Origin of the sequence: Leptolyngbya sp. BC1307, from assembly GCF_002286735.1 — a bacterium.
Lineage (GTDB): Bacteria > Cyanobacteriota > Cyanobacteriia > Phormidesmidales > Phormidesmidaceae > Phormidesmis.
The window spans coordinates 28161-43993 of sequence record NZ_NRTA01000005.1; the positions used below are offsets into that span (position 1 = coordinate 28161).

At 53.9% G+C, this 15833-nt stretch carries 24 protein-coding genes; 21 read left to right on the forward strand and 3 right to left on the reverse strand.

The annotated features are described in order from the left end of the window. Window positions 1-42: 42 nt before the first annotated feature. From CKL79_RS04445 to CKL79_RS04455, 3 genes are all read right to left on the reverse strand, one after another. Complete coding sequence (locus CKL79_RS04445) at window positions 43-1974, reverse strand: R3H domain-containing nucleic acid-binding protein (RefSeq protein WP_121968390.1); 1932 nt, start codon at window positions 1972-1974, stop codon at window positions 43-45. Between the two features lie 124 nt (window positions 1975-2098). After that, entirely contained in the window at window positions 2099-3211 is a 1113-nt protein-coding gene (locus CKL79_RS04450; protein WP_121968391.1) for an LdpA C-terminal domain-containing domain, read from the reverse strand. A 26-nt stretch (window positions 3212-3237) separates the two neighbouring features. Further along, window positions 3238-3708: an NAD(P)H-quinone oxidoreductase subunit N gene (locus CKL79_RS04455; protein WP_121968392.1), complete on the reverse strand. Its 471-nt coding sequence runs from the start codon at window positions 3706-3708 to the stop codon at window positions 3238-3240. A gap of 738 nt (window positions 3709-4446) precedes the next feature. On the opposite strand from CKL79_RS04455, the gene rplC reads away from it, so the two are divergent. The 21 genes from rplC (at window position 4447) to infA (ending at window position 15752) form a co-directional block, all read left to right on the forward strand. After that, entirely contained in the window at window positions 4447-5082 is a 636-nt protein-coding gene (gene rplC, locus CKL79_RS04460) for a 50S ribosomal protein L3 (protein WP_121968393.1), read from the forward strand. Between the two features lie 39 nt (window positions 5083-5121). Further along, complete coding sequence (gene rplD, locus CKL79_RS04465; protein ID WP_121968394.1) at window positions 5122-5754, forward strand: 50S ribosomal protein L4; 633 nt, start codon at window positions 5122-5124, stop codon at window positions 5752-5754. Continuing rightward, complete coding sequence (locus CKL79_RS04470) at window positions 5747-6052, forward strand: 50S ribosomal protein L23 (RefSeq protein WP_121968395.1); 306 nt, start codon at window positions 5747-5749, stop codon at window positions 6050-6052. The genes rplD and CKL79_RS04470 overlap by 8 nt, the downstream gene beginning before the upstream one ends. Window positions 6053-6112: 60 nt before the next feature. Continuing rightward, window positions 6113-6976, forward strand: coding sequence for a 50S ribosomal protein L2 (gene rplB / locus CKL79_RS04475; RefSeq protein WP_121968396.1), 864 nt, complete (start codon window positions 6113-6115; stop codon window positions 6974-6976). Between the two features lie 77 nt (window positions 6977-7053). Next, window positions 7054-7332, forward strand: a complete 279-nt coding sequence (gene rpsS / locus CKL79_RS04480) for a 30S ribosomal protein S19 (protein WP_121968397.1) — start codon at window positions 7054-7056, stop codon at window positions 7330-7332. Window positions 7333-7349: 17 nt separating this feature from the next. Beyond that, on the forward strand, window positions 7350-7709 hold the full coding sequence (gene rplV, locus CKL79_RS04485; RefSeq protein ID WP_121968530.1) for a 50S ribosomal protein L22: 360 nt from the start codon (window positions 7350-7352) through the stop codon (window positions 7707-7709). Window positions 7710-7763: 54 nt separating this feature from the next. Further along, window positions 7764-8495, forward strand: coding sequence for a 30S ribosomal protein S3 (gene rpsC / locus CKL79_RS04490; protein WP_121968398.1), 732 nt, complete (start codon window positions 7764-7766; stop codon window positions 8493-8495). A gap of 48 nt (window positions 8496-8543) precedes the next feature. Beyond that, window positions 8544-8963 (forward strand): 50S ribosomal protein L16, encoded by a 420-nt coding sequence (rplP, locus tag CKL79_RS04495; RefSeq protein ID WP_121968399.1) that lies wholly within the window; start codon window positions 8544-8546, stop codon window positions 8961-8963. A 5-nt stretch (window positions 8964-8968) separates the two neighbouring features. Further along, window positions 8969-9226 carry a 50S ribosomal protein L29 gene (gene rpmC / locus CKL79_RS04500; RefSeq protein ID WP_121968400.1) on the forward strand — a complete coding sequence of 86 codons (258 nt, stop codon included), beginning with the start codon at window positions 8969-8971 and terminating at the stop codon, window positions 9224-9226. Window positions 9227-9232: 6 nt separating this feature from the next. Further along, on the forward strand, window positions 9233-9481 hold the full coding sequence (gene rpsQ / locus CKL79_RS04505) for a 30S ribosomal protein S17 (protein ID WP_121968401.1): 249 nt from the start codon (window positions 9233-9235) through the stop codon (window positions 9479-9481). 29 nt (window positions 9482-9510) lie between these two features. After that, window positions 9511-9879 carry a 50S ribosomal protein L14 gene (gene rplN / locus CKL79_RS04510; protein WP_121968402.1) on the forward strand — a complete coding sequence of 123 codons (369 nt, stop codon included), beginning with the start codon at window positions 9511-9513 and terminating at the stop codon, window positions 9877-9879. Then, a complete protein-coding gene (gene rplX, locus CKL79_RS04515; protein ID WP_240518654.1) occupies window positions 9880-10224 on the forward strand; it encodes a 50S ribosomal protein L24 in 345 nt (114 codons plus the stop codon). A 45-nt stretch (window positions 10225-10269) separates the two neighbouring features. After that, window positions 10270-10815 carry a 50S ribosomal protein L5 gene (rplE, locus tag CKL79_RS04520; protein WP_121968403.1) on the forward strand — a complete coding sequence of 182 codons (546 nt, stop codon included), beginning with the start codon at window positions 10270-10272 and terminating at the stop codon, window positions 10813-10815. 22 nt (window positions 10816-10837) lie between these two features. Beyond that, window positions 10838-11239 carry a 30S ribosomal protein S8 gene (gene rpsH / locus CKL79_RS04525; protein WP_121968404.1) on the forward strand — a complete coding sequence of 134 codons (402 nt, stop codon included), beginning with the start codon at window positions 10838-10840 and terminating at the stop codon, window positions 11237-11239. 33 nt (window positions 11240-11272) lie between these two features. Beyond that, complete coding sequence (gene rplF / locus CKL79_RS04530) at window positions 11273-11809, forward strand: 50S ribosomal protein L6 (protein WP_121968405.1); 537 nt, start codon at window positions 11273-11275, stop codon at window positions 11807-11809. Between the two features lie 14 nt (window positions 11810-11823). Beyond that, window positions 11824-12180 (forward strand): 50S ribosomal protein L18, encoded by a 357-nt coding sequence (gene rplR, locus CKL79_RS04535; RefSeq protein ID WP_121968406.1) that lies wholly within the window; start codon window positions 11824-11826, stop codon window positions 12178-12180. A gap of 86 nt (window positions 12181-12266) precedes the next feature. Then, entirely contained in the window at window positions 12267-12797 is a 531-nt protein-coding gene (gene rpsE / locus CKL79_RS04540) for a 30S ribosomal protein S5 (RefSeq protein WP_121968407.1), read from the forward strand. A gap of 58 nt (window positions 12798-12855) precedes the next feature. Then, window positions 12856-13299, forward strand: a complete 444-nt coding sequence (gene rplO, locus CKL79_RS04545; RefSeq protein WP_121968408.1) for a 50S ribosomal protein L15 — start codon at window positions 12856-12858, stop codon at window positions 13297-13299. Between the two features lie 189 nt (window positions 13300-13488). Further along, a complete protein-coding gene (secY, locus tag CKL79_RS04550; protein ID WP_121968409.1) occupies window positions 13489-14802 on the forward strand; it encodes a preprotein translocase subunit SecY in 1314 nt (437 codons plus the stop codon). Next, window positions 14802-15410 carry an adenylate kinase gene (locus CKL79_RS04555; protein WP_121968410.1) on the forward strand — a complete coding sequence of 203 codons (609 nt, stop codon included), beginning with the start codon at window positions 14802-14804 and terminating at the stop codon, window positions 15408-15410. The genes secY and CKL79_RS04555 overlap by 1 nt, the downstream gene beginning before the upstream one ends. A gap of 114 nt (window positions 15411-15524) precedes the next feature. Then, window positions 15525-15752: a translation initiation factor IF-1 gene (infA, locus tag CKL79_RS04560; RefSeq protein WP_006455294.1), complete on the forward strand. Its 228-nt coding sequence runs from the start codon at window positions 15525-15527 to the stop codon at window positions 15750-15752. Window positions 15753-15833: the final 81 nt, after the last annotated feature.

Here is a 15833-nt window from a genome sequence, read left to right on the forward strand (position 1 = left end):
GGCGGGGGAGATTTCGTTGATCCCCTGTCTTCAGTCTAGCTCTTAGGCAGGATAGATCCTCAGTCGCCGGTTAGGCTCCTCGCCAAAGCTCAAGGATTTGAGCCGGTAGTGCTCGGCTAGCTCATGCTGCATTTTTCGGATTTTGGGCGATCGCGGCAGCAATTCCACCGGCTGGCTTTTAGGGATGACAATCTGCTCGACGGCTAGCCGCGCTTCTTCTAGTGCCTCTAGCTCATCGTCTGCGCCGTTGTGGGCAAACAGATCCAGGTTGATCGCTTCTGACATTTCTCCTTCGTCGTCAAGATCTAAGACGCGCCGCAGGGAGCGAGTGATTTGAGGAATGCTGTTAGATTTGACGGTATATACCGGCACCTGCCGCGCCTTGGCGACCTGCTGGAGTTTGGAGTGGTTGCGGATATGCGATCGCAAAGCCAATACCGCATCTGCCGAAGCCAGCTCTTTGGTAAATTTCACTGGCAAAGACAGAGTACGCACAACATGATCTAGCTGCTGACGGCTAATGCCATAGGCGTAAATGCGGGTCAGATTGCTGTCATCTTCTTCGGTAGCGTTCACGCCCTTGCGATCTAGACGACTCGAAGAAGCCGGTAACTGAGCTAGTGAATTATCCAGCAGGGTCTGAAAGCTTTGCCGCTCATCGACAACCGCTGGCGGACGGCTGGCTCGCTTACCGAATGAGTCAGACCCCAAAGGCTTCATTCGCCCGGTAGAACGCCAACCACCTGGGGCAGGCTGTGGCGACTTTAAGCTGCCAGAGCGCAATTGCCCTCGCCGGTCAGCTCGCAGGGCAGGGGTCGCTAAAGAAGATTCACCAGGTAGCTCGTCGGTGATCACAACCTGGTTGTCAGGGCTGAGCGATCGCACCTGTTGACCTGGCACCCGGCCTCGCAGCAGATAGTCCACGGTATCGGCTACCTCTTCATGCACAACCCAGCGCTGACGCTCTAGCATCTCTACCGCGATGTCAAAAGTCGGCGGCGCTTTGCGCTCTAGTACGCTCTTCTGGCTACCTCGTCGCCGGGCCTCATCATCTCCTAACGTGACTGACTGAATGCCGCCGACCAAATCGGAGAGCGTTGGGTTTTTGATCAGGTTTTCCAGCCGGTTGCCGTGGGCCGTGCCGACTAGCTGCACGCCGCGTTCGGCAATGGTGCGAGCTGCCAGTGCTTCTAGCTCCGTGCCAATTTCGTCAATGACGATTACCTCAGGCATGTGGTTTTCTACCGCCTCAATCATCACCTGATGCTGTTGTTCGGGCCGGGCTACCTGCATTCGCCGCGCGCGCCCAATCGCCGGATGGGGAATATCGCCATCGCCCGCGATTTCATTGGAGGTGTCAATAATCACCACCCGCTTCATCAGATCGTCGGCCAGCACCCGAGCAATTTCTCTAAGCGCCGTCGTTTTCCCAACGCCTGGCCGTCCGAGCAGTAGGATTGACCCGCCGGTTTCTACCAGATCGCGAATCAGGCCAATCGTGCCAAAAATCGCTCGCCCTACCCGGCAGGTGAGTCCGATGACTTCACCCGCTCGGTTGCGAATGGCGCTAATTCGGTGCAGCGTTTTCTCTAGCCCAGCCCGGTTATCGCCGCCAAAGTGACCGACCCGGTCAATGCAGTGCTGCAAATCGGCCTTGGAAACTGGCGTCTCAGAGAGATATTCCACCGCGTCTGAAAATCGGGCTTCTGGCTGACGGCCCAGATCTAAAACCACCTCAATCAGCTGATCGCGGTGAGGGTGGTCGGTCAGGGTGGCTCGAATGTAGGCAGGCAGAATGGCTAGTAGCTGAGATAAGTCATCGGTGACTTGGGGAGTGGCGGACTGATCGGAGGCATTGTCGGTCTGAGCTGCGGCCTGTGGTTTTGAACGGGATGCTGATGAGACTTCGGTAGAGTTCTCTGTAGATTCTTCCGAGGGGCCACTGTCAAACAAGCTGTCGTCAAGACTTTGCATAGAGAATGGATGAGCGAGAAAGTAGTGTATTGGGTGACGGTCAGATGAAAGTCAAAAATGCTACTGCCCATAAATGCTACTGCTACTGCCCATACTCTATGCACAGAGGCTGTAAAAGGCGCAGCTACCTTGACGACATGACCGCTTTCAAAGGCCCCACTAAAGATTCGGCTAGCTCCACAGCCTTCCACAACGTATGGGGATCCTCTTCAAGATAAAGGGTTTGCTCAATAACTGACATTAACAAGTGTCGCGCGAAGCTGCCATAGGCGATCCCCGCTACTGTTTGATGAGTAGTATGGCCAGCGGTGCGACCTACCTGGCGTGAGTTTAAAAGACCTAGTTCTTTAAGCTTGAGCGCTGTGTATTGATTAGTCCCGCCTGCTAGCTGCACATAGCCCGTTAGCCCAGAAGCCAGAACTTTCTGAGCCAGGCGAATGGCGGCGTGCGTCGTGCCCCGACCAATGTCACCGCTCATGGGCCGACCGTCTGTCTGCCAGACCAAAGTCGGGCCGGTGGCGGTCGAACAAATAAGGCGCTGTAGCTCAGTGAGATAGGAAATTAGGCCTTCTCCATCAGGACAACTGATAGAAATCAGCTTGAGATGACCCATCTGCGGATACAGGGTTTGCCACAGGCGTTCAAAGGCTGCCTGCTGGCCAACCTGCGTATGAATTTCTAGGGCGTCTGCCTGGCTGAGCACCTGCTGAGCGATCGCATTTAACGTCGTCGGATATGACCGCGCTTCGATCAGTCCCAGCGGGCATACGGGCAAACAGCGTCCGCAGCCATAGCAGCGATCGCGAATGACCCCTGATGATTGGGCATCGAAAGCGATCGCCGCCGCCGGACAAATCTGCTCACAAGGGCGCGGACAATCAGCCGGACAGTTGGCCGGGTCAAACCAGGCTTTGCGAAAGTGAGGATCTGCCCCAGCGCTCATGCTGACCATCAGCCAGGGCCGCCGATAGGAACCGGAAAAATTAGGGCCGTTAGCAATGCGCTCAGCCGCTGCTAGTCCTGCCTTTGCCGCGGCTACTACGGCCGGATCTGCGGCCACGTCAATACAGTCAGCGCCTGCTAGAGCGTAGGCAAGCGCCAAGTTCCTGACTGCTGGAAGATCTTGATAGCTTGCACCGCAAATAAGCTTGAACCAAACGCCCGCTTGCAGTGAGGCTAGCGGCGTGAGCGGGTCAGTACGGAGGGTTGTTTTAGTCTTGGCTTCGGAGGTTTCCACCGCTCTATGCTAGCGGGTGGCAGGTCTCAAGCCGCGACAACTTCTTTGAGGGGGAACCAGGTAAAGGTGCGATCGCCCCCCACTTCTAATACCACTTTTACACGGGGCTCAATCGTCGGCAGCGATGCCAGAAAGTCCACCTCCTGACTGGAGAGAATATGGCCTTCGATCAGCCACAGCAACAGCCCTTTAGACTTAGGTGACAGTGCTTCTAAGCGGTAGCTCACGATTGGCGGGATGAAATAGCGATCGCCCACCGCCGCCCCCTCTATATTCTTCTTACCCAAGTGAGGAGGCCGCACGCCATGCACATCTAACAGATAAGCCGACAGATCGCCCAAGCCTCGCGCTGACATATAGGCGCACTCGTAGCCTGCCGAGCGCACCCGGCGGCGGTAACGGCCTTCAAACCCCCCTTCTAGTGGCATTCGTACTGCCAGAGCGCCGGCCTTTTCCAAATCGCGAGTAAACTTATTGCCCAGTGCAAGCAGTGCCATAGTAAATTAGCCGTCTAGAAGGGGACACAGAGGACATCCTACTCCATAAACCCGGCCCGAGAAAATAGCCCCATGGGCTGGTTAAACAGGTCTAATCTTAAGTGAGTCTTCTGCCAGCAACCGCCTACAACTCGATTGCGCCCCTTTTACCCATCCCCCATTTACCCTTGCCAAGACGACGAAAATCAATTTCCTAGTCCAAGTCCCAAGCATTGAGATCTTGCGGTATGATACAGCTTCTCTTGTGCGCGGCGATTCTCTAGTGTTGGCCAAGCGGCTTTGAAAGGTTTGCTCAAAAATTTTTTGCTCAAAAATTTCTCAAAAGGCTGAAAACACAGTCAAAAGCGTGTATGATTGGAGACTGTCGCCGTTAAACAGATACTGGAGAGAAACTGCTCTTTTGTCTGAAAGCTTGTTAGCGAAGACGATCTAGCGTGAGCTATTCCGTCCTAAGTCACGAGTTTCTTTCAGCTCTGAGTATCCTCCAAGTCTGAGGCGAAAAAGGTAAGCCGTGTTCGAGCGATCCCATTAATCTGGATCCCCTACACCGGTTCTACCAAGCGATTTCCAGTGTGGCTAAGTAAAGTAGGCGCTGGCTGACTGTTTTTCTGATGCTCATGGGCTAATAGGAAAGGTTGGTTAAGCGGCCTGCTGCTGGCTGGTTGTGTTGTGTCAAAAGGCATCGCGGTGGATTCGTCCATCAGTGCTCTTGGCGTCGTGAAGCGGAGACGAGGATTAGTGTCTGTCGGGATTCTTGGTACCAAACTGGGCATGACCCAGGTGTTTGACGAAATTGGCAATGCTGTGCCAGTGACCGTCATTCAAGCTGGCCCCTGCGTGATTACGCAGATAAAGACAAAGCAGACAGACGGATATTCGTCTGTGCAGCTTGGCTTTGGAGCGGTCAAAGAAAAGGCGCTTAACAGGCCCAAGCTAGGTCACCTGGGTAAGTCTGGAGCTTCTCCGGTGCGCCACCTGCGGGAGTACCGAGTCGATGAGGCTGACGAGTTTGAGGTGGGGCAAGCACTGGCAGCAGACCGTTTTGAAGCAGGTCAGCTGATCGATGTAAGCGGCATCAGCATCGGTAAAGGGTTTGCGGGCAACCAGAAGCGAAATAACTTCCGGCGCGGGCCAATGGCTCACGGTTCTAAAAACCATCGGGCTCCGGGCTCTATTGGTGCTGGTACCACACCAGGCCGCGTTTATCCCGGCAAAAAGATGGCGGGTCAGATGGGTAACAAAAGAGTAACGGTTCGCAAGCTGAGTGTGCAGAGAGTAGATAGCGATCGCAATCTGCTGCTTGTCAAAGGAACTGTACCGGGTAAGCCCGGCACACTGCTGAGTATTGTGCCTGCAAACATTGTCGGGCAGTAGCCTGCAGATATCGTCGGGCGGTAGGCCAAAGGATACATTATGGTTGATTGTGTAATTAAAGACTGGCAAGGCGGAGAGGCGGGCACAGCGACCCTAGACCTCAGAGTTGCCAACGAAGCAAACGCGCCGCATATCGTCCACCGGGCGTTGGTGCGTCAGATAAATAACGGTCGTCAGGGTACCGCCTCCAGCAAAACTCGCGCTGAAGTACGCGGGGGTGGCCGCAAGCCCTGGAGACAAAAGGGTACAGGGCGAGCGCGAGCAGGCTCCATTCGTTCTCCCCTATGGAGAGGCGGCGGTGTAATCTTTGGCCCCAAGCCTCGCGACTACACCACTAAAATGAATCGCAAAGAGCGGCGGTTGGCCCTGCGCACTGCTTTCTTGAGCTGCGCTGAAGACATGGTTGTCGTTCAAGATTTCGTTAGCGAACTGACTCAGCCCAAGACTAAAGAGATGTTAGCCGCTATTGATCGCTGGGGCGTTGATAGTACCGCTAAGATTCTGCTGATTACGGTTGAAAAGAACGAGACGCTTCACCGCTCCGTGCGCAATGTACCGACCATCAAGCTGATCTCCGCTGTCACCCTCAATATCTATGACATTTTGTATGCCGACAAGATCGTGGTAACGGCATCTGCCCTTGAAAAAATTCAGGAGGTCTACGGTGAGTAAACGATTTGAAGCGTACGAACTGCCCGACATTATTCGTAAGCCGCTGATTACCGAAAAGGCGACGATCGCCCTGGAAAACAATCAGTACACCTTTGAAGTGGCCCCCAAGGCAACCAAGCCTCAAATCCGGAGCGCCATTGAAGAACTCTTCGAGGTGAAGGTGATCGGCATTAGCACCCAAAATCCACCGCGCAAAAAGCGCCGAGTGGGTCAATTTATTGGCCACCGGGCGACTTACAAGCGAGCGGTGGTCACGCTGGCTGAGGGCGATACCATCACGCTCTTCCCAGACGTTTAAGCTGCTAACCCCAGACCATAGCCTCAGACCACAGAAGTACCAAAAGCGACAAGTATAGCCATGGGCATTCGCTCCTATCGACCTCTAACGCCGGGCACGCGCGAGCGTACCGTCTCCGACTTTTCTAGCATCACCGTAGATAAGCCAGAAAAGTCTCTGACCTACTCGGTTCACCGTCCTAAAGGGCGTAATAACCGAGGGGTAATTACCTGTCGTCACCGTGGTGGCGGTCACAAGCGGCTGTACCGTCAGGTTGACTTTAAGCGCGACAAGCGCAACATTCCCGCTAAAGTTGCCACTATTGAGTACGATCCCAACCGCAATGCTCGGATCGCGCTGGTCAACTACCAAGATGGTGAAAAGCGCTATATCCTCCACCCGGTTGGGCTAGCCGTTGGCGACTCAATCATTGCTAGTGAAGAGGCCCCTTTTGAAGTCGGCAATGCGCTGCCGCTGCACCGAATTCCTTTAGGAACCACGGTTCACAATGTAGAGCTAGTCGCTGGAAAGGGTGGCCAGATGGTGCGCTCAGCCGGTGCGGGCGCACAGCTAGTCGCTAAAGAAGGTGGCTATGTCACGCTGAAGCTGCCTTCTAGCGAAGTGCGAATGGTTCGCCGTGAGTGCTACGCCACGATCGGTCAGGTTGGCAACGTTGAGCACCGCAACCTGACTTTGGGTAAGGCGGGTCGCAAGCGCTGGGCCGGTCGTCGTCCGGAAGTACGCGGCAGTGTGATGAACCCGGTAGACCACCCACATGGTGGGGGTGAAGGCCGTGCGCCGATTGGTCGCAGCGGCCCGGTAACGCCTTGGGGTAAGCCAGCGCTCGGCTACAAAACCCGGAAGAAGAAGAAAGGCAGCGACTCGCTGATTGTGCGCCGACGGCGTCGGTCTTCTAAGCGGGGTCGTGGCGGTCGTAACGCTTAGGGTTTGAGTTTTTGGGTAGCTAAGCAGCTAGCAACGGCGATTTAGATTTTACAGGTTTAGTTTTTAGGTTTAATAGCATGTCTCGTTCCCTAAAGAAGGGGCCATTCGTGGCGGATCACCTTCTCACCAAAATTGAAAAGCTCAATGCGAAGAATGAAAAGCAGGTGATTAAAACCTGGTCTCGCGCTTCGACCATTATTCCTCAGTTCATCGGTCATACGGTGGCTGTGCACAATGGTCGTCAGCATGTGCCCGTCTTTATCAATGAGCAAATGGTGGGTCATAAGCTGGGTGAATTTGCCCCGACTCGAACCTTCAGGGGCCATGCTAAGAGCGACAAAAAGGCACGGCGCTAGAGGAATTTGAAGAAATGATTGATATTGATTCAGAGTTACAAGTGAAGGCAACGGCTAAGTTCGTTCGCATGTCGCCTCGCAAAGTGCGCCGCGTTCTCGACCAGATTCGCGGGCGCTCTTACCGTGAGGCGCTAATCATGCTCGAATTTATGCCTTATAAATCCTGCGAGCCAATTCTTAAAGTGCTGCGTTCGGCAGTCGCTAATGCAGAGCATAACAATGGGCTTGACCCGGTCGAACTCTACATCAGCGAAGCGTACGCCGACCAGGGTCCCGTATTGAAGCGCTTCAGGCCGCGCGCTCAGGGCCGTGCCTACCAGATTCGCAAGCCGACTTGCCATATTGCGATCGCTGTCGCCCCCGGCACCGAAGCATAGCTGCCCTGATCGCCATCAACCCCGTTCTAAAGTCGTTTTTTAAGGAGTACATCAGTGGGACAGAAGATTCACCCTACCGGTCTTCGTCTTGGCATCACCCAGGAGCATCGCTCCCGCTGGTATGCCGACAAAAACCGTTACCCGGACCTGCTCAAAGAAGATCATGAGATTCGTCAGTACGTTGAGAAAAACCTGGCCAACGCCGGTATTTCAGAGGTACATATTGAGCGCAAGGCAGATCAAATCGATCTGGAAGTGCGCACCGCTCGGCCTGGCGTAGTCGTCGGCAGAGGGGGCGCAGGTATTGAAGCGCTGCGAGTCGGTCTGCAAAACCAGATCAAAGACAGCAGTCGCCAGATCAGAATCAACGTGGTCGAAGTGACTCGCGTCGATGCTGACGCCGGACTGATCTGCGAGTACATCACGCAGCAGCTAGAGCGCCGGGTTTCTTTTCGCCGGGTTGTAAGGCAGGCGATTCAAAGAGCGCAGCGAGCTGGTGTCGAAGGCATCAAAATTCAGGTGAGCGGTCGCCTCAACGGGGCCGAAATTGCCCGTACTGAGTGGACCCGCGAAGGCCGGGTGCCTCTACACACGCTGCGAGCCAATATCGACTACGCCTATCGCACGGCTCAGACCACCTACGGCATCTTGGGCGTTAAAACCTGGGTATTTAAAGGTGAAGTCATACCGGGGCAAGAAAATCAGCCTGAAGATACCAAATCTCAGCCTCGCCGCCGTCAGCCTCGCCGCCGTCAGCAGTTTGAAGATCGCTCCAACGATTCGTAAACCCGCCTTGCCGACAGCCCTTGCCTCTATTTTTCAGTGTGATCAATCATGTTAAGCCCAAGAAGAACAAAATTTAGAAAGCAGCATCGCGGTCGGATGCGTGGCATGGCCCACCGAGGTAACGAAATCAACTTCGGCCAGTTTGCGCTGCAGGCGACTGAGCCCTCGTGGATGACCTCGCGCCAGATTGAAGCCGCTAGACGAGCCATGACTCGCTATATCCGTCGCGGCGGCAAGATTTGGATTCGGGTCTTTCCGGACAAGTCAGTGACGATGCGAGCCGCTGAAACCAGAATGGGTTCGGGTAAAGGTAACCCAGAATTTTGGGTGGCGGTAATTAAGCCGGGTCGAGTGGTCTTTGAGATTGCGGGTGTCACTGAAGAAATTGCTAGAGAAGCCATGCGACTGGCCTCTTTCAAGCTCCCTTTCAAGACCAAATTCATTGCGAAAGACAGCGAGGAGGGCTAATTCTAATGGCATTGACAAAAGTTACAGATATTAGAGCGCTGAGTGACGGAGAAATCACGACAGAGATTGCCCGAATCAAGCGAGAGCTGTTCGACTTGCGATTTAAGAAGGCCACCCGGCAAATGGAAACCGGCTTTCATCAGTTTCGGCACACGCGCCGTCAGCTAGCGCAGCTGATGACCATTCAAAAAGAGCGGCAGCTAGCGGCAAAAGAGACAGCGACTGAGACAGTGACTGAGACAGCGGCCCCGGGAGAGGCTTAAAGAACTATGGCAGCGAAAGAGAGAATTGGCCAAGTGGTCAGCGACAAGATGGATAAGACGGTGGTGGTGGCGGTGGAAACCCGCGTGCAGCACCCTAAGTACGGCAAAATTATGGTGCGAACTCAGCGCTATAAAGCCCACGACGAGGAAAATAACTGCAAAACGGGCGATCGCGTCAAGATCAGCGAGACCCGTCCGCTCAGCCGCACCAAACGATGGGTCGTGGCCGATATCCTCAGTTCTTCAGACATATAGAGCCAGACAGCTAAGGCGAGGATAAAACCATGATTCAGCAAGAGACCTATTTAAACGTAGCCGACAACAGCGGCGCTCGTAAGCTGATGTGCATTCGAGTGCTCGGTGGGCGCAAGCAATATGCAGGCGTGGGCGATGTCATTGTTGCCGTCGTCAAAGACGCGCTCCCTAACATGGGTGTAAAAAAATCCGATGTGGTCAAAGCAGTCGTCGTACGCACGCGCAAAGGCATTCGTCGTCAAAGCGGAATGAGCATCCGCTTTGATGACAACGCCGCTGTGATCATCACGCAAGATGGCAGCAACCCCAGAGGAACCCGGGTCTTTGGCCCAGTTGCTCGTGAGCTGCGCGATAAAGGCTTCACCAAAATTGTTTCGCTAGCGCCGGAGGTACTTTAAATGCGTAAGCAGAAAGAGGTCGTGCGTCAAAAGATGCACGTCAAAAAGGGAGACACCGTACAGGTGATCTCCGGTAAAGACAAAGGCAAGGTCGGTGAAGTCGTTGCCATCAGTGCCAAAAAGTCTCAGGTGATTGTGCAGGGCGTTAACATCCGCACCAAGCACGTTAAGCCTCAGCAAGAAGGCGAGTCCGGCCAAATTCTGACCAAAGAGTTTCCGGTTCACAGCTCCAATGTGATGCTCTACTCCACCAAACAAAAGGTGGCTAGCCGGGTAGCCCACACCTTGACTGACGATGGTCGTAAAGTGCGAATGCTTAAAAAGACCGGTGAGATTTTAGACTGATCAACAATGCCCTGACCAAGCCCAGGGAAACATTCAGAGGATGCAATGGCCGATTCACTCAAGACACTCTATCAAGAGCAGGTAGTCCCCAAGCTGACCGAACAGTTTGGCTATACTAACCCCCACCAGATTCCGAAGCTTGCCAAAGTTACCGTTAACCGGGGCTTAGGCGAGGCGTCTCAAAACGCTAAAGCTTTAGAATCTTCAATTAGCGAACTGGCCATGATTACCGGACAGCGTCCGGTGGTTACTAGAGCTAAGCGCGCGATCGCAGGCTTTAAGATTCGCGAAGGTATGCCGGTCGGCGTCAAAGTGACGCTTCGTTCAGACCGCATGTACGCTTTCACGAACCGCCTAATCAATTTAACCCTGCCCCGCATCAGAGACTTTAGAGGCGTTAGTCCTCGCAGCTTTGATGGCCGTGGCAACTACACCCTGGGCCTGCGCGAGCAGCTGATTTTCCCAGAGGTCGATTACGACAGCGTTGACCAAATTCGCGGTATGGACATCACCATTGTCACTACCGCGAGTACCGATGAAGAAGGCCGCGCCCTTCTGAAGGAATTGGGAATGCCCTTCCGAGATAACTGAGGCAGTAGCAAACAAGAGGATTATGGCGTCTAACGACACGATTTCAGATATGCTGACGCGCATTCGGAATGCTACGCTTGCGCATCACCAAACCGTCGATATTCCATCGACCAAAATGACTCGCAGCATTGCCAACGTTCTGAAAGAAGAAGGCTTTGTCGCCGAGACTGAGGATAGCGGCGAAGGCATCACGCGCAAAATTACCATCACGCTGAAGTACAAAGGCAAGCAGCGTCAGCCGATCATTCGCAACCTGACCCGCGTCAGCAAACCGGGCCTGCGGGTGTACTCCAACCGCAAAGAGCTACCTAGAGTGCTCGGCGGCATCGGTATTGCGATTATTTCCACCTCCAGCGGCGTTATGACTGATCGCGATGCGCGACGTCAGGGTATTGGCGGAGAAGTCCTTTGCTACATCTATTAGACCTGATCATGCAGGCCCAAAAGGAGGAAAAAAATGTCTAGAATTGGCAAGCAGCCTGTGGCCGTCCCTAAAGCGGTAACTATCACTATCGACGGCCAACACGTCACCGTCAAAGGCCCTAAGGGCGAACTCGCCCGCGAGCTACCCCCGGAGATAGCTTTTGTCCAAGAAGGCGAAGAAATTGTCGTGACTCGCCGCAATGAGTCTCGCAATGCCAGGCAGCGGCACGGCTTAGTTCGCACCCTGATTGCCAACATGGTAGAAGGGGTTTCCAACGGCTATCAAAAGAAGCTAGAAATCCAGGGCGTGGGCTACAGGGCTTCGCTGCAGGGTCAAAAGCTGGTGATGGCCCTTGGCTACAGTCACCCCGTAGAATTCGAACCGCCTCAGGGCATTCAGTTCGCAGTAGAAGGTAACACCAACGTTACCGTGAGCGGCATCGATAAAGAAATAGTCGGCAACACCGCCGCCAGAGTGCGCGCCGCTAGACCGCCCGAACCCTACAAAGGAAAAGGCGTTCGCTACGCAGGCGAACAAGTCAGACGTAAGGCCGGCAAGGCAGGCAAGTAGGTAGGTAACTAAACATGAAAACAACCCGTAGAGAATCTACCCGCCGCCGCCATGCGCGCGTTCGCCGTCGGGTAAAAGGCACCACCGAGCGACCCAGACTGGCTATCTTCCGCTCTAACCAGCACATTTATGCCCAGATAATTGACGATACTGAGCACAAGACGCTGGCGGCAGCGTCTACTTTAGATAAAGATGCTGAGATAAAAACGGGCTCTAATTCAGAAGCCGCCGCCGCCGTTGGTAAACTCATTGCAGAGCGATCCCTAGCAAAAGACATTTCGCAGGTGGTCTTTGACCGGGGCGGTAAGCTCTATCACGGTCGGGTAGCAGCTTTAGCGGATGCGGCCCGTGAAGCTGGCCTTAAGTTTTAAAGCTTCATACTGATTTGTACCCGAGGCAATTTGCCGGGGTAAATCACTCGCGCATACATCTAAGGTTGTAACAATGGTTAAAGAGCATGGCAGATAATAGAGATCGTCGAAAAAAAAATAAAGGCCGCGAGAAAGATTCTGAATGGCAGGAGCGCGTCGTCCAAATTCGCCGCGTGACCAAGGTAGTGAAGGGCGGTAAAAAGCTCAGCTTCCGGGCCATTGTGGTCGTCGGAAATGAAAAGGGCCAGGTGGGCGTCGGTGTGGGTAAAGCCAGCGATGTCATTGGCGCAGTCAAAAAAGGCGTTGCTGATGGCAAAAAGCATTTGGTAGAAGTGCCTTTGAATAAGGCTTACTCAATTCCGCATCCCTCAACTGGTCGCGCGGGTGGGGCAAGAGTGTTCATGCGTCCGGCGGCCCCAGGTACCGGGGTAATTGCTGGGGGTGCTGTACGCATTGTCCTAGAGCTAGCAGGCATTCGTAACATCCTGGCTAAGCAATTAGGATCAGACAACCCGCTCAACAATGCTCGCGCCGCCGCAGAAGCCCTTGACTCGCTGAGAACCCTGGCTGATGTTGCCGAAGAGCGTGGTATTCCGCTCGAAAAACTATACGCTTGACCTGCGATTACCCGAGCACAACTCGGGCGACGCTTACCCATAAGGAGACCACTCTGAGATGAGATTAGAAGACGCAAAGCCCAAGGCGGGCTCAAAAAGACGAAAAAAGCGTAAGGGGCGCGGCATCGCTGCAGGCCAGGGCGCTAGCTGCGGCTTTGGAATGCGCGGTCAAAAGTCTCGCTCCGGTAGTGGGACTCGTCCCGGGTTTGAAGGCGGTCAGATGCCCCTCTATCGTCGTATTCCCAAGCTGAAGCATTTTCCCATTGTCAATCAGAAGGACTACACGGTGATCAACGTCAGGGGGCTAGCTGACCTAGCGGCCAATAGCGACGTTACGCTAACCTCTCTGATGGAAGCTGGCATCATCACAACTGACGACGGCCCGCTGAAGATATTAGGCGATGGCGAACTGTCTACGGCGCTCAACGTAAAGGCGGCTGCTTTTACTCGGTCGGCACGCGAGAAAATTGAAGCTGCCGGGGGTAGCTGCGAAATCGTTTGATCTTCTCTCCGGGGTTGCTTAATGCCTCTATCGTTAAAGTAGAATCTTTAATCTAAAATGGAGACAGCCGATGTCCTTAAGGCATTAGGATATCGGCTTGTGACATCGTTGAGATCTGAGCAAAGTGGCCAGCGCTAATGCAGCCAAAGCGACAGAGACACGGCTTAGCGCTATAAGAGGTTTTTAGATATGGTTGTGAGTCAAGGCAAGTCGCCCAGCGCTCAAGAGACATTTTTGCAGATGGCCCAGGCAGCGGGGCTGCGTAGCCGTCTGCTGGTGACTGTTGGCCTTTTGGTGCTGGTGCGATTAGGGATTTATATTCCGGTTCCTGGCATTGATCGCGCCGAGTTTTCTAACTTCGTTCAGGGCGGCGGTGCGGGCGGCGTCCTCGGGTTTTTAGACATTATCGGCGGTGGCGGTCTGTCACTGGTTGGCATTTTTGCCCTGGGCATTTTGCCTTTCATTAACGCCTCCATCATCATGCAATTGCTGACGGCGGCAATTCCAGCCCTGGAAGACTTGCAGAAAAATGAAGGGGAAGCAGGCCGGCGGAAAATCTCTCAGGTAACCCGCTATGTTGCCTTTGGCTGGACTATTGTGCAGAGCACAATGCTCTCGTGCTTTTTGCTGCGAGACTTTGCCTACGATTTTGGTGTGCCGTTCGTTTTTGAGACGGTGATCGCACTGACGGCAGGCTCTATGTTCGTGATGTGGATCGGCGAGCTGATTACGGAGCGTGGACTGGGAAATGGGGCATCGCTGCTAATTTTTCTCAACATTGTGTCGTCGCTGCCTCGGGTATTGGGCGAGACGGTTGATCTGGCGCAGACGGGTGATCGCAGCACCATCGGCGGCATCGTCATTTTATTCCTCGTGTTTATCGCTACCATTATCGGCATTGTCTTTGTACAAGAAGGCACCCGCCGCATTCCCATCGTCTCTGCGCGTCGTCAGGTTGGCAGGAAGCTGTACTTAGAGAAAAGCAACTACTTACCACTGCGACTGAATCAGGGGGGCGTGATGCCGATCATTTTTGCTTCCTCTATGCTGATTATCCCGATCTCGCTGGTGCAGTACATCCCCAGCCAGGCTTTTGCCGAGTTTATGAGCGAAAACTTCCGGGCTACCTCGCCGCTGTACATTTTGGTGTACCTGCTGATGATTATTTTCTTCAGCTACTTTTATGCGTCGCTGGTGGTAAACCCAGAAGACATGTCTCGTAACTTGAAAAAAATGGGAGCTAGTATTCCGGGCATTCGGCCAGGGCGGGCGACGACCGACTACATCGGCAAAGTTCTAAACAGGCTGACGTTTTTAGGGGCAATCTTCTTGGGCCTGGTGGCGGTCGTCCCCAGTCTGGTGGAAAGCGCCACTCGCGTGCAGACCTTTCAAGGCTTCGGTGCCACTTCGCTGTTGATTTTGGTAGGGGTAGCCATCGATACGGCTAAGCAAATTCAAACCTACGTGATCTCGCAGCGCTACGAGGGCATGGTGAAGCAGTAATGACTAGACTGATTTTCTTAGGCCCGCCGGGTGCAGGGAAAGGCACGCAGGCTCAAATCCTGTCCCAGCGCTGCGAGGTTCCTCATATCTCTACTGGAGACATTCTGCGAGCAGCGGTCAAGGCAAAAACGGAGCTGGGGCAGAAGGCCGACGGATATATGAGCGCTGGGGAGCTAGTGCCCAATGATCTGATGCTGGGGCTGATTCGCGAGCGGCTAGGTCAAGCGGACACCGCCAACGGCTGGCTGCTAGACGGGTTTCCTCGCAATGTAGAGCAGGCTGAGTTTTTGGATCGGCTGCTAACCGAGATTGAGCAAACCTGCGAGTTTGTGATCAATCTAGAGGTGCCTGACGAAGAGCTGGTTGCGCGGATGCTAGAGCGAGGCCGTAAAGATGATGAGGAATCGGTCATTCGCAACCGTCTGGAAGTCTACCGGGAGCAGACTGAGCCGCTAATCGATTTTTATCAGGGGCGGCAGCTACTGCGCTCTGTGGATGGCAATCAAGATTTAGATACGGTAACTCAGGTGCTTCAGACCATCGTGAAGCAAGACCCAGAAGCCACGCCGGAAGTAGAACCAGATATAAAGTCAGAAGCTAAGCCATAAACTACCCATCGGTAGCGGCAACCAGCCAGACGGATCGGGTTTCCGATTCGGTGTTTATTCGGCAGTTTGCTAGGCTAGAGGTAACGATATACGTGACTGATGAGGAATAGCTAATTGTCTAAGCAGGATTTGATTGAAATGGAAGGGACGATTACCGAGTCGCTTCCGAACGCAATGTTTAGAGTCGATCTCGATAACGGCTTTAACGTACTGGCCCATATCTCTGGTAAGATTCGCCGCAACTATATTAAGATTTTGCCAGGCGATCGCGTCAAGGTAGAACTCACCCCCTACGATCTCACTAAAGGCCGCATTACCTATCGCCTGAAAAAGCCACGCTAATATTGGCGAACCGAGTGTTCAGATGACTGGTCAAGGTGGTTTTGACTGCGGCTAATTGTAGATGGAATAGGCGATTACGTT